The sequence below is a fragment of the Rhabdobacter roseus genome (genome assembly GCF_014202275.1).
Lineage (GTDB): Bacteria > Bacteroidota > Bacteroidia > Cytophagales > Spirosomataceae > Rhabdobacter > Rhabdobacter roseus.
Genome location: NZ_JACHGF010000001.1, coordinates 352,315 through 375,310, shown reverse-complemented (window position 1 = coordinate 375,310; position 22,996 = coordinate 352,315). Strand labels below are relative to the sequence as shown.

At 58.3% G+C, this 22,996-nt stretch carries 14 protein-coding genes; 13 read left to right on the top strand and 1 reads right to left on the bottom strand.

The features are described from left to right. The first annotated feature begins 7 nt into the window (after nucleotides 1-7). The 10 genes from HNQ92_RS01515 to HNQ92_RS01470 all read left to right on the top strand — a co-directional run bounded on the left by HNQ92_RS01515 (nucleotide 8) and on the right by HNQ92_RS01470 (nucleotide 19,435). Nucleotides 8-466, top strand: coding sequence for a GPW/gp25 family protein (locus HNQ92_RS01515; RefSeq protein WP_184169865.1), 459 nt, complete (start codon nucleotides 8-10; stop codon nucleotides 464-466). Beyond that, nucleotides 463-4,101, top strand: a complete 3,639-nt coding sequence (locus HNQ92_RS01510) for a baseplate J/gp47 family protein (protein WP_184169862.1) — start codon at nucleotides 463-465, stop codon at nucleotides 4,099-4,101. Before HNQ92_RS01515 ends, HNQ92_RS01510 begins: the two co-directional genes overlap by 4 nt. Before the next feature lie 82 nt (nucleotides 4,102-4,183). After that, a complete protein-coding gene (locus HNQ92_RS01505) occupies nucleotides 4,184-7,855 on the top strand; it encodes a hypothetical protein (RefSeq protein ID WP_184169859.1) in 3,672 nt (1,223 codons plus the stop codon). A 70-nt stretch (nucleotides 7,856-7,925) separates the two neighbouring features. Next, nucleotides 7,926-11,489 (top strand): hypothetical protein, encoded by a 3,564-nt coding sequence (locus HNQ92_RS01500; protein WP_184169856.1) that lies wholly within the window; start codon nucleotides 7,926-7,928, stop codon nucleotides 11,487-11,489. Between the two features lie 49 nt (nucleotides 11,490-11,538). After that, nucleotides 11,539-12,924 (top strand): contractile injection system tape measure protein, encoded by a 1,386-nt coding sequence (locus HNQ92_RS01495; protein WP_184169853.1) that lies wholly within the window; start codon nucleotides 11,539-11,541, stop codon nucleotides 12,922-12,924. Nucleotides 12,925-12,948: 24 nt separating this feature from the next. After that, nucleotides 12,949-16,323: an eCIS core domain-containing protein gene (locus tag HNQ92_RS01490; RefSeq protein ID WP_184169850.1), complete on the top strand. Its 3,375-nt coding sequence runs from the start codon at nucleotides 12,949-12,951 to the stop codon at nucleotides 16,321-16,323. A gap of 17 nt (nucleotides 16,324-16,340) precedes the next feature. Then, nucleotides 16,341-17,318: a tetratricopeptide repeat protein gene (locus HNQ92_RS01485; RefSeq protein ID WP_184169847.1), complete on the top strand. Its 978-nt coding sequence runs from the start codon at nucleotides 16,341-16,343 to the stop codon at nucleotides 17,316-17,318. A 13-nt stretch (nucleotides 17,319-17,331) separates the two neighbouring features. After that, nucleotides 17,332-17,559: a hypothetical protein gene (locus HNQ92_RS01480; RefSeq protein ID WP_184169844.1), complete on the top strand. Its 228-nt coding sequence runs from the start codon at nucleotides 17,332-17,334 to the stop codon at nucleotides 17,557-17,559. Nucleotides 17,560-17,571: 12 nt separating this feature from the next. Continuing rightward, complete coding sequence (locus HNQ92_RS01475) at nucleotides 17,572-18,093, top strand: hypothetical protein (protein WP_184169841.1); 522 nt, start codon at nucleotides 17,572-17,574, stop codon at nucleotides 18,091-18,093. Nucleotides 18,094-18,097: 4 nt separating this feature from the next. Next, nucleotides 18,098-19,435 (top strand): ATP-binding protein, encoded by a 1,338-nt coding sequence (locus HNQ92_RS01470; protein WP_184169838.1) that lies wholly within the window; start codon nucleotides 18,098-18,100, stop codon nucleotides 19,433-19,435. 36 nt (nucleotides 19,436-19,471) lie between these two features. On the opposite strand, the gene kdsA is transcribed toward HNQ92_RS01470, so the two are convergent. After that, on the bottom strand, nucleotides 19,472-20,284 hold the full coding sequence (gene kdsA / locus HNQ92_RS01465; protein WP_184169835.1) for a 3-deoxy-8-phosphooctulonate synthase: 813 nt from the start codon (nucleotides 20,282-20,284) through the stop codon (nucleotides 19,472-19,474). A 231-nt stretch (nucleotides 20,285-20,515) separates the two neighbouring features. Between kdsA and HNQ92_RS01460 the strand changes: the two genes are divergently transcribed. The 3 genes from HNQ92_RS01460 to rnc are packed head-to-tail and all read left to right on the top strand — an operon-like array spanning nucleotide 20,516 to nucleotide 22,814. Beyond that, the gene (locus tag HNQ92_RS01460) at nucleotides 20,516-20,752 is read left to right on the top strand and encodes an acyl carrier protein (RefSeq protein WP_184169831.1); all 237 of its coding nucleotides are present in this window, start codon (nucleotides 20,516-20,518) and stop codon (nucleotides 20,750-20,752) included. A gap of 46 nt (nucleotides 20,753-20,798) precedes the next feature. Further along, nucleotides 20,799-22,052 carry a beta-ketoacyl-ACP synthase II gene (gene fabF / locus HNQ92_RS01455; RefSeq protein WP_184169828.1) on the top strand — a complete coding sequence of 418 codons (1,254 nt, stop codon included), beginning with the start codon at nucleotides 20,799-20,801 and terminating at the stop codon, nucleotides 22,050-22,052. A 39-nt stretch (nucleotides 22,053-22,091) separates the two neighbouring features. Then, the gene (gene rnc / locus HNQ92_RS01450; RefSeq protein WP_184169825.1) at nucleotides 22,092-22,814 is read left to right on the top strand and encodes a ribonuclease III; all 723 of its coding nucleotides are present in this window, start codon (nucleotides 22,092-22,094) and stop codon (nucleotides 22,812-22,814) included. Nucleotides 22,815-22,996: the final 182 nt, after the last annotated feature.

Genomic DNA, 22,996 nt, shown 5'->3' with positions numbered 1-22,996 from the left:
CTAACGTATGGACCCAACGCAAGTACCTTACGACGATTTTATAGGCCGGGGCTGGAGCTTCCCGCCAACTTTCGAGCCGGTGGTGGGCGTGCACATGACCGAGCAGGCCGCCGACATCGACGCCAGCCTGCATATCCTGCTCACCACCCTCACCGGCGAACGGATCATGCAGCCGCGCTACGGCTGCAACGTACAGGAGCTGCTCTTCGAGCCGCTGGACACGACTTTTCTGACGCACATGAAGGATAAAATCGAAACGGCCATTCTGTACTTTGAGTCGCGCATCAAGCTAGATAACCTCCTGATCGAGTCCAACCCCCGGGAAGGGAAGGTACTTGTGCAGGTAGATTATACCATCAAGGGTACCAACTCCCGCTTCAACTTCGTCTACCCGTTTTACGTCCGCGAAGGTACCGAGCTCATTCAGCTTTTGACCCAAGTACCCCCAACCGATCATTCGCTATGAGTCCCCAGCCTTGTCCGCCGCTCCTTGACCCGCACCGCCCGCACCGCGAAGGCACCGACCAGGCGCGCCGGATGCTGGCCGCGCTCCGGCCCGAGTCGGCCCCGGTGGACGGGCGCTCTCTGGCCGACGACCTGGTTTTTGTGCGGGAATTTACCCGGCACCTTCGCTATTACGACGTACACAACCACTACCCCGAAGGCGCTAACTGGCAGCCTTTTTACGCCGAGAATCCAACCGTGCTTCTGGCGCTGGGGGCCACGCAGTCGCCGGATGCCTTTCGGCGGGTACTGGTCGAAATTCTGGCCGAACTGAAGCAAAACGACCTGACCGATGCTCCACGCAAGATACTTCTAAGCCGTTTGTTTGGGTACCTGGCCCACTGGGCCAAGCAGGTGGATACCTTTAGCCGTCGTCTCCCGCTGACGCACCCTTCCCGTCTGGCTCTGCAAAATCGGCTGGTACGGTTGGCCCCTTACTACAAGCGCCTCATTGCCTATTACCGAGCCGCCCAGGACCTGGCATTGCTCGATGAAAGCGCCGCCGCGCCCACGGAGGTACTTTGGGGCGAAAAGGTCGGAAAAGCATCCGACTATCTTTCCCAAAGTACCCTCACTGCCGAGTGGGCTACCGACGTAGAGCTCGACGAAGTACCCCCATACGGGCCCGCGCCGCACCGGGCCGTGCCCTGGCTGGGCAACGTAGCGCCCGACGCCTCCCTCTATGGCACAGGTACCCCCGCCGAGCAGATTCAGCGCGCCGCCGGGCACAACTTCCTCACCGAGCTCATCTACCAATTCATCCAGGCGTTTGCGCAGGTAGTGGCCGATTGCCAGCTTCAACTCCGGCAGGCACTTACCCAAAGTAATCACCCGCCCCACCTCACACTACTGCTGGCCTTTTTGCGCCTGTTTCAGTACTCGCGCGATCACCTCAACGAAATCACGGGCCGCCACCTCGACCTGTACTACCGCGGCATTTTACAGCTCTCAGAGCGGCCACCGGAGCCCAACCGCGTCCACGTGATTTTTGAGTTGACGCGTTTAGCCGAGGGCGAGTTGGTGAAAAAGGGTACTTTGCTCAAAGCCGGAAAAGATGCCCGGGGGCGGCAGGTCCATTACGCGTTGGACGAAGACGTAGTGGTAAACCAAGCCCAAGTCACTGATCTGTACTGCCTTTACCGGGGCACACCGACGGATGATGCTTTAAAAGAAAGTACCGACGCCACCGTCTACGCCAACCGGCTGTTTGCAAGTACCCTACAACCCACCGCCGACACTCCGGTGCCGCCCTTTGCCCCAAAAAAGTACCTCAAAGGCCGACTCACGGGCGTGGCCATGCCGCCCGCCGAGCTGGGCCTGGCCGTGGCCTCGCACTACCTCTACCTGCGCGAGGGCAGCCGTACCCTAACGCTGCGTTTCACGACCACGGCTCCCGGTACCTTGCCGCTCAACCCTCAGCTCCATGTGGAGGCACTACTCACCACCGCCAAAGGCTGGCACGTGCAGCCACTGAGCCAAGCCACCTGGAGCGGTACGGAGCTGACCTTTAGCTTAGAACTCGATGAAAAAGTACCGGCCATCGTACCTTACAACACCAAAGTCCACGGCGGCTCGTACGACAGTCCGCACCCGATCCTGTACCTGCGGCTGAAACACGTCCCCGGCGAAGCCTTTGTCTACGAATCACTTTTCCGTACTGCTATTCAAGCGCTGACGCTGGACGTCAAGGTACTGGGATTGCGGGATTTGTATCTCCAAAACGACTACGGCACGCTGGATGCGTCCAAGCCTTTTCTGCCCTTTGGTGCCATGCCGCGCGGTGGCGACGGGTTCATCATCGGTAGTCGGGAGGTATTTCAAAAGCAGGCCATTATTACGCCCCGCTGGACCTGGAAGGCCGCGTCTACTACCCCCAGCTACCAGGTACTTGAGCAGGGAAAGTGGAAAGATGCGGCGGTCAACGCGGGAAAAATAACGCTGACCGAAGCCCAAAGTACCCCCGCTCAGGCCGGCCCCAACGTCCCTTTTGACGTACACCAAACGCAGGGGTACTTGCGGTCGCAGTACGGCGGTAGTTTTATGACGAGCTACAATACCTACCTGAAAAACCTCACCACCCAGCTTACCCAAGCCCCACCCGCCACGCCGCCCAGTCCGCCGCTACCACCCACCGCCGCCGCGCTGACGCTCGACTACGAGGCCCGCACGACGCTCGCCTTTACGAGTAATTCTTCGGTGCCGGAAAGTACCTCGTCCCGGTTTTACCTGGTATACCCCTGGGGCGTCCTGAGCCCAACGGGCGGGCAGGTACCGTTGGTACCTACCTTCCGGCACAGCAACGACACCGACCCGTACTTCCGGCTCACGAACGCGGAAGCATCCGTTTGGGACGCGGTGGCGGGCGATGACGAGGCCATCTTTGCGGGCGAAGTAGAGCACGAAGCCGAATGCTACCTGGGTATCGAAGGTATGGTGGTGCCGGGCATCCTGCATGTTTTGTTTCAGGTAGAAGAAGGCACCGCCGATCCCCAAACTTACAAGCCCGAGCGCCACCTGCACTGGAGCTACCTCTCCGCCCAGGGCTGGGTACCTTTCGCCCAAGAAGCCGTGGTGGACCGCAGCCGACAGCTCACGCGCTCGGGGGTCGTTGCGTTTAGGCTGCCCGCCCCGGCTACGACCCAGTCTTCCCTCATGCCAGCGGGCAAGTACTGGCTGAGGGCCACCGTGACGAAGGGCAGCGAGGCCGTGGGTAAGCTGGTGGGTGTACACGCGCAAGCGGGGTCGGCTACGCTGGTGGAGGCAGAGACGCATCCCGATTTCCTGGAAAAACCACTACCCGCCGGTACGGTAGCGAAGCTGGAACAAGCCCAGTCGGCGATCAAGCAGGTGGAGCAGCCCTACGAATCGGTGGGGGGGCGCGGCGCGGAGGTACCTGCCCACTTCTACACCCGCGTGAGTGAGCGATTGCGGCACAAGGACCGGGCCGTGACGGTCTATGACTACGAGCGCCTGGTGCTGGAAGCCTTCCCCGGTATTCATAAGGTCAAGTGCCTCAACCACACCCGCTACGAAAACGGCAGTAACGGCCCCGTATACAGCGAACTCGCCGCCGGACACGTCACGGTCGTGACCGTGCCCAACCTACGCCAAAGCAACCTCCGCAATCCGCTGGAGCCCTATACGCCGGTGGATTTACTGGAAGAAATTCAGCTTTTTTTGATACAGCGTACCTCGCCCTTTGTGAAGCTCCACGTTCGTAATCCGCTTTTTGAGCCCGTGAAGGTGGTGTGCCGCGTAGCCTTTTATCCCGGCTTCGACGCGTCGTTTTACCGCACTTTATTGCAACGCGAAATCACGCAGTTTTTGTCTCCCTGGGCGTTTGCGGCGGAACGGGAGCTGGTCTTTGGGGGACGGGTGGAGAAGTCGGTCCTTATTAATTTCATGGAAGAGCGCCCCTACGTAGACTACCTCACCGACGTACTGCTACTCCACCGCCAAGACGGGCTGGACGAGAGCGTCGAAACGGCCGTCGCGACCCGGGGCATCTCCGTGCTGGTGTCGGCGACGGAGCATGATATTGAACTCATCAATGAATCCGTACAGCCGGAAGTGGGAGCGTCGTGCGGGTGTGGGTAAGTACCCTAAGCTTTGCTGATGTATTAAAAAATTTCAGTTTCTATTTTCTATAACGACGGACGGGACGTCCGTGCCACGGCTTATGAAAAACGGGTCCATTGAAAAGACGCCTGCGCTGAAACCTTCCGAAGACTACCTGTTTCTTCGGCAGAAGGGACTCGAATTCATCGAGCAGATGGGACATGAGCGCTGGACGGACTACAACCTGCATGATCCGGGCATAACGCTGCACGAGAACCTTTGTTTTGCGCAGACCGAACTCGGCTACCGGATTGGCTTCCCCACCACCGACCTGCTAGCCGAGCCCCTGCGCTCGGGCGCCCGCGACCAGGCATTTTTTACCGCCGCCGAAATCCTGACGACGCTGCCCATCACGCTGAACGACTACCGGCGGCTCCTGATGGACCAGCCCGGTATTCGTAACGCCTGGCTGCTGCCGCGTGAATGCGCCTGCGAAGTACCCCTGTATCCCCACTGTGCGCAAGGACAGCTCGGCTACACCCCCACCAGCCAGGAGGCCGTAGTGCCCAAAGGTACCTACGACGTGCTGCTGGAATTTGAGACCGACTCCGCGCTGGGCAGCCTGCACGACGGCAAGGTACTTCGCCAGCTCTTTTTTGGTACGCCCCGGCGTGAAGCCGAGGTGGAAGTCCGTTTTCCCAGCTGGAGCCAGGTGGCCGGGTGGCTGCACGTCCCGGCCTACGTCGACTGGCTCGGCGAAGTACCTCTCGCGAGCGTAGTGGTGGAGCTATTTAACCAAAACAACCTACCCATTACCTCCAGCGCCGAGCTTAAAAAAGCCCTCCGAAGTACCCTTAGCGTCCGCTGGAAAGTAACGCTCGGTAACGGCCAGGAGCTGGCGTTCACGACACCCCTGGCGGTATTTCTGAGGCAGGGAAGCCACGCGGAGGTACTTAGCCTGGCGGACCTGACGGATTTATTGACCAATGCGGAAGGCCCCCTGCAAACGTACCGGCTCAAGCTTCGGCACATACGGGCGGTACTTCAAAGTACCCGTCGGCTGCTGGACCAGCACCGCAACCTTTCGGAAGATTTTTGTCAGTACCAGGAAGTAGGCGTTGAAGACGTGGCCGTGTGTGCCGACGTGATCCTGACGCCCGAGGCCGACATCGAGCAAGTACAGGCCCGGATTTACTTCGAGATCGAGCAGTACTTCAACCCACCCGTGCGGTTTTATACGCTGCGCGAAATGCAAGAACGGGGGGTCCCCAGTGAGGTGCTGTTCAACGGGCCGTTCCTGCGCCACGGATTTTTGCTGGAAGAAGAACTCCACGCCTCCGAGCTCCGGAAAGACCTCCGTACCTCCGACATCCTGAACCGCCTCATGGACATCGAAGGCGTACTGGCGGTGCAACATCTTGTCATGACCCGCTATAATCCCCAGGGCCAGCCCCAGCTACCCAGCCAGCCCTGGCGGCTGGAGATCACGTCCCGCCACCGGCCCCGGCTGTACATCCAGCGCTCCAAGCTCCTATTTTTTAAGAACGAACTACCCTTTTTACCGGCCAATCCGGATGAAGTAGCGGCCACACTCCAGCAGCTCCGAAGTACCTCTGAGAGCCACAAGTTGACAATCCACGAAAACGACCTGCCCCTGCCGACGGGCCAGCCGCGCGCGTTGGACGACTACTACCCCGTGCAGTTACAGCTCCCGCTCAACTACGGCGTGAGCTACGAAGGGCTGCCGCGCGAAGCCACGGCCCAGCGCCGCGCCCAGGCCAAGCAGCTGAAAGCCTACCTGTTGCCTTTTGAACAACTCCTGGCCAATGGCTTCCGCCAGCTGAACCAGGCACCTCAGCTTTTTTCGCTGGACGAAAACGTAGGCCGTAGCGTGTTCGGATCATTTATTGATAAGGAAACGCTGGCCGCCGCGCACGTGGATAGCGATCCGAGCTATGAGCTGTACGTCGATCCGGCTTTTGGGCAAGCCGAGCTGGACGCGTTACTGGAAACCCCCGGCGCCTTTCTGCGCCGCCGAAGTACCTTTCTGGACCACCTCCTGGCCCGCTTCGGAGAAAGTTTTGACGACTACCCGCTGCTGCTTTCTTCGTCGGAGGAAGAAAGTCCGGCGGGCTACGCGGCCCAACCCAAGGTACTTCAGCGGCTGATCCGGGACAAGATTCATTTCCTGAAAAACTACCCCCGCACCAGCCAGCAACGCGCGCGTGCCTTCAACTACCGCGACGAGCTTCTGGTGACGGGCCTGCACAACGTATCGGGCCTGAAACAGCGCGTGGCGCATCGATTAGGGCTGGAAACTCTGCGAAATTATGTTTCGATTACCCTGAAAACCGACGGCCCCAATACCATTGCCGAGGTACTTTTGCGCGACGGCGCCCAGCGGGTGCTGCTCCGCAATACGACCGAAATAAAGTACCCCCTCCGTCACGAAGCCACGCAAGCCGCCTACGCCTGGAGCGACACGGTGATTGCCTTTGTGACGGAAGCGGCGCAGTACGAGGTACTTCAGCAGGGTACTTTATGGTACTTTTTCCTTAAAAACAACGTAGGTACGGCGGTGGCCGTCAGTGAGCCCTACCCCGACCAGGCCACGGCCGAAGCCGCCCGCGACGCGCTGCTGGCCTGGGCGCAAGAGGTAGCGGCGGCGGAGCGCTTCTTTGTCGTAGAGCACCTGCTGCTGCTGCCCCGCTTCTACGGCCAGCCGACCCTACCCGTGTGCCTGACGCCCGACTGCAACACCTGCACCGACACCGATCCGTACTCCTTCCGGCTGACGCTGGTGATGCCCGGCTGGCTGCCGCGCTTTCAGAATCTGCACTTCCGCCGCTACGCCGAGCGGCTCATTCGCGCCGAAGCGCCCGCGCACCTGCTGGTGAAAGTGTGCTGGATCGGCAACGCCATTTATGAAGGAGAAGGCGAGGAGGGTCTTTATTGTAAAGTACTACATATCCTGGAAACTCACGCCGAGTCGCTAGGTACTTCCGAAGAAGAAAAAATGACGATCTGCGCGGCGTTGCGCAGCTGCGCCCGGCAGATCATAGACCGCTACAACCAGGCCTACGCCGAGGCACTCTACCAACATGGCTTTACGCCCCTGACCAACGCCGAGAAGAAAAAACTCTTTGATGACCATGTGAAGCCGCACCTTAGCTGTAACCCCCAGCTGAAACCAACGGCCTTTACGGCGCTGAAAAATTTCCTGGCTGGCTACTTTACCGAAAGTACCTGCGCGGCCCTGGCTACGGATACCGAGTCCGTAAAAGACGATAAAGCGCTGTGCTTTCAGATGAATGCCTTCCACCAGGCCTGGGACGAATGGCTCCGCACACAGGTACTCTTAAGCCCCGAAGTACCTACCCTGGAGCAACAGTTAACCCGGCTGCTTTCGGACAAGCACGGCCTGGCGGTGGGCTGCGCCGAATGGGAAGTACTACTGACTACCTGGGGCGACCGCCTGCGGCCGCAGCTGGAAAGTACCCCGCAGGTACCTACCGAAGCCGACTGGCAAACTACCCTCACCACTTTGGCCGAGGCCACGATCGACGCGTTGAAAACGACGCTACTTTTTCTGAATACCCCCGCCGTGGCGGCTGACATCATGGCTACCCTCGTGACCTACTACCGGCCGCTACGGGAGTACCTGTGGGCGCACGCGCGGCTGGTGGCGGTTTTTGGGAAATTGAAGAGCATTTACCCACCCGCTACCCTGCACGACTGCATCGACGGGGACGACGACCAGCCCGTGCGGCTGGACGGCACTGTCATTGGATAAAATAATTAGCTAAAAATCAATGATTTACAAATCAATAGTAAATCAAACAACCCTTAACTAGCCCAAAACCATGCTGCCGAAGGAATTTACCTACCCCCGCTTCGAGGCCAATCAGGTGCTGCAAAGCAAGCACCTGAATGATTTGTTCCGGTACCTCGACGAACAGAACCGGCTGACGCGTACCAACCTCATCGGCATTGGCATCGTGTGCGGGCTGGATGTAGTACCCGTGGGCAGCACCCAGCTACGCCTGCTGCGCGGCTGCGGCAACAGCTCAGCGGGGTACCTGATCACCTTCGGCGAGACCGACGGGGTACTTTCAGACAAAACCTACGCCCGCTACCGGCCGTTTGCCATTCCGGCGGATGCCACACCCTACCCGCCTTTCTACAACGACCCGGCCGCCCAAACGTACTTTCCGCTGTGGGAATTGGTAGAAGGAAACCCGGCGGGCTCGCAGGCGTTGACAGCTAACTTCTTACGCGGGAACGGTAATGCCAATGATGAAAAAGTAGTGATACTGTACGTGGAGCTGGACGAAGAAAAACTCAAAAACTGCGCCCCCAACTCCTGCGACGACAAGGGCAACCAGGTACAGGTAGCCTTTCGGCCGCTGCTGCTCCGCCGTCAGGATGCCGACACGATGCTGAGCCGGGCGGCCACCCTGCCCGGTGGAGCCGAGCTGAATGTACCCCGGCTGGAAGCCGCCCTGCCCGCGATGCGCCTGCCCCGCTTCGACGTACCGGCTACGACGCTGGGCTCCACCACGCAGGTCATCGAAGCTTACCGGGCTATATTGACCAAAGATTTTATTGAAAATACCCTTAAAAAAAACTGGAGCGACGCTTACACCCTCCTCGGAAGTACCCTGAGTGGCATCAGCAACGACTTTCTGGGCTGGAACCCACCCTACGGCCCCGACGACAAAGTACAGCTGCCGGAATCCTATCAGTACCAATATTTCTACGACCTGTTGTCGGACCTCATCCAGGCTTACGACGAGCTGCGCCGCCAGGCTGGAGAGCTGCTGGCCTTCTGCTGCCCCCCGGAAGGGCTTTTCCCGCGACATCTCTTTCTAGGATTGGCCAGCGAAAATACCGCCCAGGTGACGAGTCAGTACCGGCACTACTTCCGCCCTTCGCCGGTGATCCACGCCGCCAAAAGCCAGGTGGCTATGGTGCGGGCGCTGGTACAAAAAGCCATGCGGATGCTGGGGCAGTTTCGGGTACCAGCGCGGACTAGCCTGGAAAAAGGGAGCGAGATCCGGATCACACCCAGCCACCTGGGGCGCGGGCCGCTTTCCGAAAAAGCCATTCCCTACTACTACGACCTCTTGGCAGGTACCCCACCCCTGCTTTCCTTATGGAACCCCGCCCGCAGTCAGTATGGCCAGGCCAACCACAACCTCTCCTACTACGCGCCCAACTACCCCGCCTCCACGCCCGATTTTGTGGCCCAGCCGCTCCGCTACGACCTGGAGCCGTACAACTTTCTACGCATCGAGGGCCACGTGGGCATGCCCGTACGTGAAGCCCTGACTACCCTTACGGAGCTACGTAATCGCCAACGCCTGCCCTTTGACGTCGTGGCCGTGCGGACCGGCAACGCACTACAGGGCCTAAGTACCCTGCGCGTGGAAGACCTCTGCTGCTGCTTCGACGACCTGGAGACGATGTTCCGGATCGCGCTGCTGGAGCTCCGCTGCCTCTACGCCGGGTCGGTACGGAAGCTTATCGGGGCGGACGCGGCGGCGCTACGCTACCGGGTTACGGACGCAGACGTAGCCCGCGCCAAGGCTTCTACCGAGTACCTGAAAAGTACCCTTTCGGCCCAGGATCTGGAGATCGGGGAACTGTGGGCGCGCTTCGGCAACAACGCCCCGCACGATGTACCCCTGGACGAAGCCAACCTCTCCACGCTCGACTTCGACCTGCAGCAGATCGGGCTGCTGGCGCTCCGCCAGGCCTACCAGCTCCCCCCCGACCTGCCGGGCATGGAAAACTACCTGGCGGCCTTTGAAGACGGTACCCAGCGGCTGCTCCGGGCGGTGGAGACAGTACTCGCCAAAGTAGGCAAAACCGAAGACGCCCCCCGCTACGCCGACCGCCAGCGGCTGCTCGAAACGATGGCGCGCCAGTGCCGCCTGGCGATCTTTAAGCTCCTGCTTAAAGAATACCGCACCCGCCTGGAAAAGGTACTTCAAGCCTTACTGCTGAGCCACTACGCCCAGGCGCAGCCCGGCCTGCAACACAAAGCCGGGGTACCCATGGGGGGTACTTTTGTGCTGGTATGTCACGGCGAAACGCAGGAGAAAGTACCCCAGGAGCGATTCACAACCCAGCTCACGCATTTTGTGCAGGAATACACCCACGCCCAGCGCAAGATAGCAGACACGCGGGAGGAGCTGTTGGAAAACTACCCCTGGGCAGAACAACTCCGCGCGCTGCTGGGATACCTGGAGCGTGAACGCACCACCGTGGGAGCCGTCGAGGCCAACCTACCGGTGGGGATGGTCTTTGCGGATTTTTACCTACCCTACCTCTGCTGCTCGGGCTGCGTGCCCACGGTGGTGTTTCCGCCCGAAAGGCCCACCGAAGTACCTCCGCTGGCGGTTGCGCTGGGCGAGCCGGACTGCGTCCGGGAAAATACGGCCTTTGAAATAACACTCACCCTCAGCGGCGGTACGCCGCCTTATGTAGTGGACGGCTCGGCCGTTAGCGGTGCGAGCCACCGGCTCATCTACGCCAGCGGCACGGGCGCTACCGTGGTGGTGGAAGACAGCGGCCAGGGTACTTCCAAACAGACCCGCACCGTCACCATCCCGGCCCACCGCTGCCAGCCCGTGGAGGAGTGCGACTTGCCCTGCGGCGGCGAGGCGAAGCGATGCAGGTACCTGCTGTGGATGGAGCGGCCGGGGCGCGGTGATGTGCTGTCCCATTTCGGAACCCATAAAGCGGCCCTTACGCTTCCCGACTACGGCGTTGATTTTGACTTCACGGGTGAGTTTAATGGTATCATTGGTACAAGTAATGCACTCAGTACCGATGAGTTTGATAGTATCATGAAAGGCTTAATCAAGCAACTCAACGAGATCATTCGGCAGAAAATCGGGCCTGGCCGCTTCGTGCTGGGCTACGACAAAACGTACGGCCTGTTGACGATCCAGCATTTTATCTGCGAACATTTTGAGTTGTTTATAGAATCCGACTACGAGCTTAAGAGCCGTGGTATTTCGCAGCGCTTACGCGTACAGTACCTGCCCGAAGCCACTATCTGGACCGACGAACGGGCGCAGGAAACGGGCAAAGTACCGGCCTTCGGCTGCGAAACCGCCAATTTGTGCAAACAAGAAGACTTCAAACCGACCTGCGAAGCAGGGCCCAAAATAACCAACATCAGGATCCTGGAAAACCTGGGGCACAGCCAGTACCTGTTCACGTTTACCCCCAAGACGTCCTTCGATTTTTGTTTCTGGACCTTCGGGGGCCAGCCCCAGCCGCGCTATTCGCACGAGAAAGAACCAACAGTTGCCATTCCACCCCGAACCACCCAGGTACCAATCCGGCTGCTGGCTATCACCAAAGACGGCTGCTTCGACATCCGGGAGCAGGTGGTTGAGCTACCGCGCGGTTAACCTATAAAGTACCCTTGTTTCACGAAATCAGTTTGACACCCAAGTACCCATGCACCAGATCCAGCGCCAAATTGTAGAAGTGGCCGTACACGGCTCGCCGGATGCCTTCCGGTGGCAGCGAACCGTGGAGGAACTCTGCGCCACGGCGCTGCCCCTTCGCCTCGCACAGGTACTGGACCGCCACGCACCCACGGGTACCCTGGTGATCGACCGCCTGGAGCTGGACCTAGGGCTACTTTCCGAAAGGTACTTTGAAGAGGCGTTTCTGAGGGCGGTGGAAGAAAAACTGCAAAGCCAGCTGACGGCGCGGGTCGTGGAAGGCACTTCAGAGCCCAGATACTCGCCGTTCGAGGCCTTCTTGTACTTTCTGGCGCAAGGTACCTTGCCCTGGTGGTGCCCGTCCGAAACGCTGGAAGATTGGGTAAAACTTAAAAAAAATGAAGCCCCCCAAGGTACCTTGTCGCACGGCGATGCGGAGCGGATCTGGGATTTACTGGCCCAAAATTCGTCCGCAGGCACCCGGCTGGCGCAGCAGTTTCCGGAGGAGTTTATCCATTATTTAGTAAATCAAGTATTCCAAAAAATGGCTCCGCAGGTACTTCCCGTCTGGCGGGTATTTGAGCAGGTCGTGCGGTCTTTTGGCACTTCCGCGACGTCTATGTCTACCAAAAAGATTTACATTGATTTACTCCAAAAACTACCCTCAGTAAGTACCTCGCCGGACGCCGGTACCTGGGTGGTGCTTTTTCTCAAAATATATTATAACGCAGGTGTCTTCCCGGCAAGCACCTCTCCTTCCAAAGTACCCTGGGAGGAATTTTCTCATCGTCTGCGAGAGGTTTTTCCCGGCATTGCTCCGGCTATTTTTTCTGATTTACAAAGCCTAGAAAGTACCCCAGACGAGGTACCTGATAAGGTACCTGCCTCACACCTGCCCGATGAAGGTACCTGCCACTACGTCCAGAACGCGGGGCTGGTGCTGCTCTCGCCGTTTTTGGAAAGGTACCTTACGGCCTGCAAAGTAGCTACCGAGCGCCGCGTACTGGACTCCGACGCGGCGGTACACTTGCTGCAGTACCTGGTGACCGGCCAGGCGGCCACGCCCGAGCCCGAGCTCGTGCTGAACAAGGTACTTTGCGGCCTGCCCGTGTCCTGGCCCGTCGCCGCCAGCCGGGAATTTGCCGACGCCCAGCGCGACGAAGCCGACCAACTGCTACGGGCCGTACTACAGCACTGGACTGCCCTGAAAGGTACTAGCGTAGAAGGCCTGCGGGTGAGCTTTCTGCAACGCCCCGCCAAGCTCACCCGCCGCACCGACGACTGGCTGCTGCAGGTAGAGCAGGCACCTTATGACATGCTCCTTGACGATCTCTGGGTGTACAATCCTGTGGCGCTGCCCTGGATGCCCGAGCCGGTGTGGGTAGAATGGACCTAAACGAAAGTACCTTGATCGAAGCGGATGAAAACACCCGATAGCAAAGCCAAAAGCAGTACGTTGCAACGAAGCGAGAGCCCCTTCTTCCACCGGAGGAGCGAGCAGAGCTTCTTTGGTGCTACGGGGGCGCAGGCCAAGCTGTCGGTCAATGAGCCCGGCGACGCCCACGAGCAGGAGGCCGACGCCGTGGCCGAGCAGGTCACCGCCCCCGACCGGGAACCTTTACAAACCAAGCCACTGGCCCCGCTCATCAGCCGGAAGGTACAGCGGCAGGAGGAGGAAAGTACCTCCGGTGGTGGAGAGGAAGTGTCGCCCAAGACGGAGCGACAACTCGACGAATCGAAGGGCGGGGGCTCACCGCTGCCTACGCCCGTGCGCGAAGACATGGAGGGCCGCTTTGGTACTGACTTCAACGACGTGCGCATTCATACTGACTCGCGCGCCGAACAAATGAACCAGGACGTAGGTGCGCGTGCCTTCGCCCACGGCAGCGATATTTATTTCAACGCCAACGAGTACAATCCCGCTACCCACGAAGGCAAAAAGCTCCTGGCGCATGAGCTTACGCACACGGTGCAACAGGCGGAGGGAAGCCTACAGCCCAAGCGCATCCAGCGCACCGAAACCACTCCCGCCCCGCCCGCTACCGACCAGGACACCTCCGACCCGAACAAGTTTGAAAGTACCTCGGGCAAGGGGAGCGTGGAGAAACAAGCGGATGGAAAATTCAAGGCTATTATCCCCTCGCTCTCGGTACCGACCATCAAAGTACCCTTTACGCCCGCTCCGCTGACTTTCAACTACCCCGCCCAGCGGGAAGATACCCAGCGGCAAATCTGGGACGACCACATGACCGCCGACACGGGCCTGGACGCCAAAATTCAGGACAAGATCAAGGCCATGAACGCGCCCACCGTGGTGAGCGCCGACCCGGCCGCTCCGCCGGTATACGCCTTCCGGCTCAAGACGGGCGGGGCGGTGTCGCAGCGCTCGCTGGTGATCGGTACCGTAGCGGGAATAAAGTCGCGTTTGGCACGCCCCTACTGGAACCCCAACGGCGCTACGACCTTTTACGACGTAGACCACCAGCGCGAAATGCAGCTGGGCGGAAAAAATGAACTGGGTAACCTCTGGTTGCTCGAATCCTCGGCCAACCGCAGCTCCGGCTCCAATATTAATAATGAAAAAGAAACCAAGATTCAGGGCCTGCTGGCCGAAGCCCGCCAGCAGAAATTTCCCGAGCTACCGCACCCTTCGGAAGGGCAGAAAATGCCGGTACAGTTTACGAATGTACAAGGCGGGCTCCCCATAGCCGGACGCCCCAACGAAAACTACGACCAGCCCCGCGCCAAGGACGCCGCCGCCCTGGACGGCCTCACGCCGCTGACGCGCCCGCAGATGGACGAACTGGGCCTCGGCGACGCCTCCCAGCTGAGTATTTTCACCAACGCCACCGGCGGGCGCTCCTTCCGCGTGCGGGACCTGGACCCCAACGCGGCCACCGTCACCAAGCCCCTAAACAAAAAAGCGGGCAACGTCAAGCTGCACACCGTCACCTACACGCGCGGGGGAGGGGGTACTTTGAACGCTACATTTTTTGACGGCAACAAGAAGATCGCACCCATCACGCGCGACGTACCCCTGCGGGCCATGCAAGGCGTGCCGATGGCCGTTTACATCACCGACCGTGAGCTGAAGTCGGTCTTGGGCGAAACCCAGATCAAGTTTTTCAGCCCCGTCCGCTTCGACGACGTCTTCATCGACCCCGACCAGGGTACCATTGGCCGCGCCAAGGTACTTCCCGACCTGCCCTTTCTGGCGAACGGCCTGACGCTGGAATTGGGTTTTGAAGGAAACGATATTTTCCTGGAAGCCTCGCTCTCGGGCAACGAGGTTAAACTACCTTCGCCCTTCAAGATCTACGGCGGCGTGATTGCCGTTTCGTTGCGCTCGTCGGGTACGTTGCGCGCCAGCGGCTCGCTGAGCTTCGGTATCAAAAACGTGGGCGAAGGGACCATCAGCGGCAGCGTAGACAGCAACGGGAAGTTCAGCGTGGGCGGTGAGTTTTTGTTCGACCGGCGGCTCTTCGACAACGCCCGGGTAGCCATCGCCTACACCGACGGCCAGCTTACTGTAAGCGGTACGATCCAGATCCCGCGCGGCAAGCTCCGCGGCATCAAACAAGCCACGGCTACCGTCACCTACAGCGCCGGAACCCTCAGCGCCAGCGGCAACGCCGAGCTCGACATCAAAGGCCTGCAAAGCGGAGCTATGTCGCTGCGCTACAACCAAGAGGAGCTTGAAGTAGGCGGCGAGTTCCAGTTGAGCAACGAAATCCCCCGCATTCGCGGCGGTAGTGTGCGGGTCAATGTACTCAAGCGCGGCGGCGACTACGAGGTCAGCGCTGCTGGTACGGCCAGTATTGATCTCCCCGGCTTCACCGACACCACCCTTAGCGTACAGTACCAAAACGGTACCCTGCTGGTAGAAAGTACCCTGGCGTACGAGAAGGGCATCGCCAAGGGGAACGTACGGCTGGGTGCTACTAACCGGGCCGTCGACGAGGCTGGCAACCTGACGGGCGAGCCCGGCGACCGCTGGATCATCTACGGGCGCGGCTCCCTGACCCTCCGCCTCACGCCCTGGCTACAGGCCACTGCCACCGTGAGCGTAGCGCCCAACGGCGAAATGGAAGTGAGCGGTACCATTGGCCTGCCGGGGACGGTCGATGTCTTCAACCGCAAAGAAATCAACGAGCGGCTGTTTACGTTTCCTACCTTAGAAATACCACTCTTTGCCATTCCCGTGGGGCCCCGCAGCATTGGTCTGGTGGCTACCATCGAGGGGGGGATCGACTTCAACGCGGGCTTCGGACCGGGAAAACTGGAAGCCCTCAGCGCCACCGTCAACTACAAGCCCGGCCAGGAAGACAGCATCACGCTCAACGGCCACGGGAAGTTTGTAATCCCGGCCGACGCCAGCCTGCGGTTTTTTGGCCGGGCGGGCGTGGGCCTGAGTGTAGGTATTGCGAGCGTTAGCGGCAACCTGGAGCTGGGCGGAGCCGTGGGGATCAAAGGCGCAGCCGAAGCCGAAGTGGACGTCAACTGGGCCCAAAGTACGGGCATTACGCTAGACGCCACGGGCAGGATTTACGTCGAGCCCGCGCTCAAATTCGACCTAAACCTGGTACTTGTAGCCCGCGCGCTTTTTCTGCGAAAAGAATGGAAAAAAAACCTGGCGCAGAAAGAGTTTGGCTCCGGGCTGCGCTACGGGCTCGAATTCCCGGTTCATTACGAAGAAGGCAAACCCTTTGACCTCACGCTGGACAACGTCCGGGTGATCCGGCCCGAAATAAGCATTGGGGAGGCCATGAAACGCTTTGGCCGAGAATTGATTTGAAATAAACAAAGTACCCTATGAAGGACTCACAGGAATACAACAACGAGGGCGTCAGGCTATTTTTGAGCGGCGATACCGAAGCTGCCCTAGCGCACTACCGGCTCGCGCTGCAAGAAGACGAGCAGAACGCCTCAGCTCTTAACAACCTGGGCTACGCCCTGGCTAGTAGCGGAAAGTGGGAAGAGGCCGAGGACTACTACCGCCGCTCCCTCAGTCTCAACGCCGAGAGCGCCTCCGCCCACGTTAACCTGGCCAATGCCCTGGCCGCGCGCGGCCACTACCTCGCCGCGCAGCAGCACCTCGAAACCGCCCTGGCCCTGAACCCCCAAAGTACCCCCGGCCTGGAAAGCTACGCCCGTCTGCTCACGGCTACGGGGAAACTCCCCGAGGCGCTTTCGGTGTGGCAGGAAATAGTGGTACTGCATCCCGAAGACATAACCTTCCGGCTCGAATGGGCCACCGCCCTGGCCGCGACCGGGTACCTCAACGAGGCCATCGGGCAGTACGAGCAGGTACTTTTTTGGGATGCTGAAAATCAAAAAGCACTGGTGGGGCTGGGTACTTTGTACCTGATTCGGAAGGATTACGGCCTCTCTCAAGAGTACCTCAAGCGCGCCCTGAGCCTGGAACCCGAGAATACCAACGCCCGCTACTACCTGGGTATAAACTACCTGGGTATAGGCTTGCAGCCCGAGGCCATCGCCGAATTACAACGCATCCTGGTCCTGCGTCCCGACGACTACCCCGCCCGCACCGACCTGGCGGTAGTACTGCTGGCCCTGGAGCACTACTCCGAAGCCGCCGCGCAGCTGGATCAGGTACTGGCCCAGGTACCTACCTACCCCAAGGCCGTTTACTACGCCGCCGTGCTGAAGCACGTGCAGAGAGAATTCTCCGGAGCCCGTCGGCTGCTGCTCAGCCTGGTAGGTGCCGGAGAAGAAAATGAGTATTACGAGCATGCCAAACAGTACTTAGCAACCTATTTTTCATCCTAAAAAAGAAAAACCCATGCGCTCATTGATAAGAAGATCGCCCGGCCCCAAGCAAGACGCGAAGCCGTTCATTGCGCCTACGCGCAACAAGAAACTCCTACGCCAGGAAGAAAAGCCAACGGGTAAAGAAGACGAGAAAGACCAGGTACAGGCCAAAGAAAAAGAGCCGGAGGAGGAAATCCAGAAAAATGACCAAATGCCTAAACCCGAAGAGGAGAAGGTCATGAACAAAAGCCTATCCTAAACAACCACCAGGATGGGTAACTACTTTCAGGAATTATTTCGACCGACTCCGGGAGTAGCGACTCCCGGAGTGGCTACTCCCGAAGCACTGGCTCGCGGCCTCCGCCTGGGCGATAGCCTCGACCAGGTACTTGGGCAGGAAAGCGGCACGCCCTACCACAACCTCACCAGCCGGGTACTTACCTACAGCTACCCCATCAGCGGGCGGTCTTCGCTTTATTATAATGTATATTATACCTACGACGAAACCCGAAGCCTGCGCGAGATCAGCCTCTCGCTAGAGTTTGACCAACGTGCCGACAAACCGGGTTCGTTCAAAACCTTTGAAAAAATGCTAACCGACATTCATAACTACCTGGAGGTACGTTTTGGTGAGCCGGAAACCCAAATCACCAAAACGCGCGCGGCGGGCGACGAAATCTACCACCGCTGGCAGCCCGCCGACCTACCCGGCGTGCAAATTCTGAAGGTACTTTATGCCAACCCGAAGTATGGCATCAAACGGGCCATCCGCGTGGATTTTACCCAAGTTTAAAACAATGACGGAACGACGTATCTATTTTCTGGAAGCCTCGCTTGCCTTTCTTAGAGAGGTACTTGATACGCGCCTGCGTACCTATTTTCGGGAAGCTGCCGAGCCTTTCTGGTACGAGAAAGCCAGCCTGCGGGCTGTGCGGGAGTCGAAGCGCTTTGCGCAGTTGTTGCAAGGAAAATCGCTTTCCGACGAAGAATTCATTCTGTTGCTGTTGGCCCTCGCACCCCACTTCGAGCCCCAACTCCTCAGCGGCCTCATCGAAAAGTACCTGCCCGACGGCGGCGAGTTTCCACTCTTTGGCGGTACTAAAGGTACCTACTACCGGGGCATTCTGCCCACTGGCGAAACGGCGCAGTTCCTGCTGGGCGGGACTGATCAGGAACGGCGCAATCAGATAGCCGGGTACCTGGCCTCCGACGGGGCCCTAAGTACCCTGGGGCTGCTGCACCTCGACGCGGTACCCGAAGGCGAGCCCCGCCTGAGCGGCCGGTTGGTGGTCAACGAAGAAGTGGTGGAATGGCTGCGGCTGGGGCGAATTTCCCGCCCCCGGTTTTCGCCGGAATTTGGGGCAGAGTACCTTGCCACCGACCAAACCTGGGATGACCTGGTGCTCAATCCGCACACGCAGGCCCAGCTCCAGGAGCTGCAGCTGTGGCTGCGGTACAACGACACCCTACTCTACGAATGGGGTATGTACCGTAAAATCAAACCCGGCTACCGGGCGTTGTTTCACGGTCCGCCGGGCACGGGAAAAACCATGACCGCCACGCTGCTGGGCCAACATACGGGCCAGGATGTCTTCCGAATTGATTTATCCAAGGTCGTTTCGAAGTACATTGGCGAGACCGAAAAAAATCTGTCGCGGATTTTTGACAAAGCCCAACACAAAAACTGGATCTTGTTCTTCGACGAAGCCGACGCCGTGCTGGGCAAGCGCACGGGCGTCAAAGATGCCCACGACAAGTACGCCAACCAGGAAGTAGCCTACCTGCTGCAGCGCATCGAAACCTACCCCGGCTTGGTGATCCTGGCCACCAATTTGCGCTCCAACATCGATGAGGCTTTTACGCGGCGGCTGCATTCGATCATCTATTTTCCCAAACCCACCGCCGAGGAGCGCGAACAGCTCTGGCGCAAGGCTTTCCCGGCCCAGGTAGGGTTTCGGTCTACGGTGGATTTCGAGCAGCTGGCCCAACAATACGATCTCACCGGCGCGCACATCATCAACATCGTGCAGCGCATATGCCTGGCTTTATTGGCCCAACACGAAAAAATAGTAAGCCCCGAGCTGCTGCTGGAGCACATTCAGAAAGAGTACCAAAAAGAGGGCCGCCTGGCTTAGGTAGGGGTACTTATACCCGCTCCTTTGCAAGGTACCTTACAAAATCGCCTCCCGCACCCGCACCAGCCGCTCCAGCAGGCCCTCCAGCTGGTCCAGCGGCAGCATGTTGGCTCCGTCCGACTTCGCTTCGGCGGGGTTGTGGTGGGTTTCGATGAAGAGCCCGTCGGCCCCTACGGCCACGGCGGCCTTCGCGATGGTCTCGATCAGCCGGGGCTTTCCACCCGTAACGCCACTGCTCTGGTTGGGCTGCTGGAGCGAATGCGTGCAATCCATCACCACAGGTACCCCAAAAGCCTGCATCTCGGGCAGGTTGCGGTAGTCTACCACCAGGTCACCGTAGCCGAAGGAATTGCCCCGGTCGGTCAGGATCACCGTAGCCTTGGGGTTCGTCTCCCGGATTTTCTCTACGGCAAATTTCATGGAAGTACCCGCCAAAAACTGCCCCTTCTTTACGTTTACGGCTTTGCCGGTTTGAGCGGCGGCCACCAGGAGCTCCGTTTGGCGGCACAGAAAGGCCGGGATCTGGAGCACGTCCACGTAGGCCGCGGCCAGGGCAGCCTCGCCTGACTCGTGGATGTCCGTCACCGTCGGTACGCCGAAGGTCGTCCCAACTTCTTGTAAGATCGCCAGCGCTTTTTCGTCACCGATGCCCGTAAAGGAATCCAGCTTGGTGCGGTTGGCTTTGCGGTACGAGCCTTTAAAAATATAGGGTATCCGGAGGCGATCCGTGATGGTACAAATACGCTCAGCGATGCGCAGGGCCATGTCGCGCCCTTCGATGGCACAGGGCCCCGCCATGAGGAAAAAGCGGTCGCTGTCAGTATGTTTAAGCTGGGGGAGCACTAGCATAAAGAGCAAGATTTGTTGTTGAGACAAAATTTTTCCAAAGGTACATTTCCCCGCCTTGTTCTCCAGCCAATCTTCCCTCTGGGCCAATCATTATTTTGTAAGCATTTGATTTTCTGCTTTTTTTTTATCTGCAATAAAAAGTTAGCGGCTCGACTCGGACTAAAAATTGTTTGACAAAGTGATTTGAAATATCTTTCTTTGTGGCGTTTTTAACCAAAAAGCGTTTACACAATGTCAGAAATCGCAGAAAGAGTTAAGCAGATTATCGTCGAGAAACTCGGCGTAGAAGAGTCGGAGGTTACCCCTGAGGCCAGCTTCACGAACGACTTAGGAGCAGACTCTCTTGATACCGTTGAGTTGATCATGGAGTTCGAGAAAGAATTTAACATCTCTATTCCCGACGATCAGGCTGAAAACATCGGTACTGTAGGTCAGGCTGTTGCCTATCTGGAAGAAAACGTGAAGTAAGTCTAGCTTTTCACCCCAGTATCATCTTCTCTTCTTAGTCCTTTTTATGAGTTTCAAGCGAGTTGTAGTCACCGGGATGGGCGCCCTAACGCCTTTAGGAAAAGACGTCCCGACTTTCTGGAAAAACCTGGTCGCTGGTGTAAGTGGAGCTGCACCTATCACCCGGTTTGACGCCGAAAAGTTTCGTACCCGCTTTGCCTGCGAGGTGAAGGACCTGGATATGAATGACTATATCCCTCGGCAGGAAGCTCGTAAAATGGACCCCTTCACCCAATATGCGGTCATTGCGGCCGATGAGGCCATGAAAGATGCCGGCTTTGACGTTGAAAAGCTCGACCTCGACAAAGCCGGTGTCATCTGGGGTTCCGGAATCGGTGGTTTGAAAACCTTCGAAGACGAAGTGATGAACTTTGCCGACGGGGCCAAAAACCCTCGCTTCAATCCTTTCTTTATTCCAAAAATGATTGCCGACAGCGCGTCGGGGGTACTCTCGATCCGCTACGGCTTCCGGGGGCCTACCTTCATTACGGTGTCGGCCTGTGCGTCTTCGACCAACGCGCTCATTGACGCCTACAACTACATCCGCCTCGGCACGATGAACGTATGCATCAGCGGGGGGTCCGAAGCGGCTGTGACCAACGCCGGTGTGGGTGGGTTCAATGCCCTGAAAGCACTTTCTGAACGCAACGACTCGCCCGAGACGGCCTCTCGTCCTTACGACAAAGACCGCGATGGGTTTGTACTTGGCGAAGGAGGAGCAGCGCTTATTTTGGAAGAGTACGAGCACGCCAAGGCCCGAGGAGCCAAAATCTACGCCGAAATGATTGGGGGTGGCATGTCTTCTGACGCCTTTCATATCACGGCGCCCCATCCGGATGGCCGCGGGGCGTACATGGTCATGAAGAATGCCCTGGAGGATGCCGGCATCCGGCCCGAAGACGTAGACTACATCAATACGCACGGTACTTCTACGCCCATCGGTGATCCACAGGAGATCAAAGCCATCGAGCGGTTCTTTGGAGAGCACGCTTACCAGCTCAACATCAGTTCAACCAAGTCCATGACCGGGCACTTGTTGGGAGGAGCCGGAGCTATCGAAGCCGCAGCCTGCATCCTGGCTATCCGTGATCAAGTAATACCCCCTACCATCAACCACTTTACGGACGACCCGGAGATTGATCCTCGTCTGAATCTTACGTTCAATAAGGCTCAGCAACGATCCGTTAACGTGGCCCTGAGCAATACTTTTGGGTTTGGCGGTCATAATGCATCCGTTGTTTTCAGAAAATTGGAAGCCTAACCGTACTCTGCGTTGGCGAAGCGAGTTCTCTTACCGATCATGTCTCTTTTTAAGGCGGGAAACAGCGCTGAAGAAAAGAAGTTTATAAAATCCATTGAACACGTTATCGGCGAGCGTCCTTCCAACCTTAGCGTTTATCAACTGGCCTTTCGCCATACCTCTGCTTCCCGCGAAACCGCCATCCGCGGTTTCCGCGAATCCAACGAGCGCCTGGAGTACCTGGGCGACTCCGTACTAGGCATGGTAGTAGCCGAGTTTCTCTTTACCAAGTACCCCTACAAAGACGAAGGCTTCCTGACCGAGATCCGCTCCCGGATCGTTAACCGCGAAACCCTCAACCAAATTTCCCGCAAGCTGGGCCTGGATCACCTCATCGAGTACGATGGCAACCGCCGGGGTATGTCGCCCCGCTCGTCCATGTACGGCGATGCGCTCGAAGCTTTCGTGGGTGCCATCTACCTCGACAAAGGCTTTCGTTTTACCCGTAAGTTTATTGTGGGGAAACTACTGGCTCACTACGACCTGGACGCCATCATCCAAAACAACGTCAATTTCAAAAGTATTATCATCGAGTGGGCTCAGCGCGAAAATAAAGAAATCCGGTTTGAGATTTTGGAAGAACGCGGCAATCGCCACCATCGGGAATTTATTGCCCAACTTTTAGTCGATGAAGAACCCTTCACGACGGGTACGGGCTTCACCAAGAAAAAAGCCGAGCAATCAGCCGCCGAGAAGGCCTGCGAGCAGCTGGAGCTGAAATAAAGTACCCTTATTCTCTTTGCTTTTTGTTATTTTTCTTAGGCTGGCATGTTTAAAGGTGTGCATGATTGGCCTCAGGTACCTTTTGGCCCTTTGCTACTAGGTACTTAGTAGTGCTTATTTCCCAAGTACCTCCTACTCCTTTTCTTTTAGATCATACCAAAAGGTACCTCGAAGCTTACCAA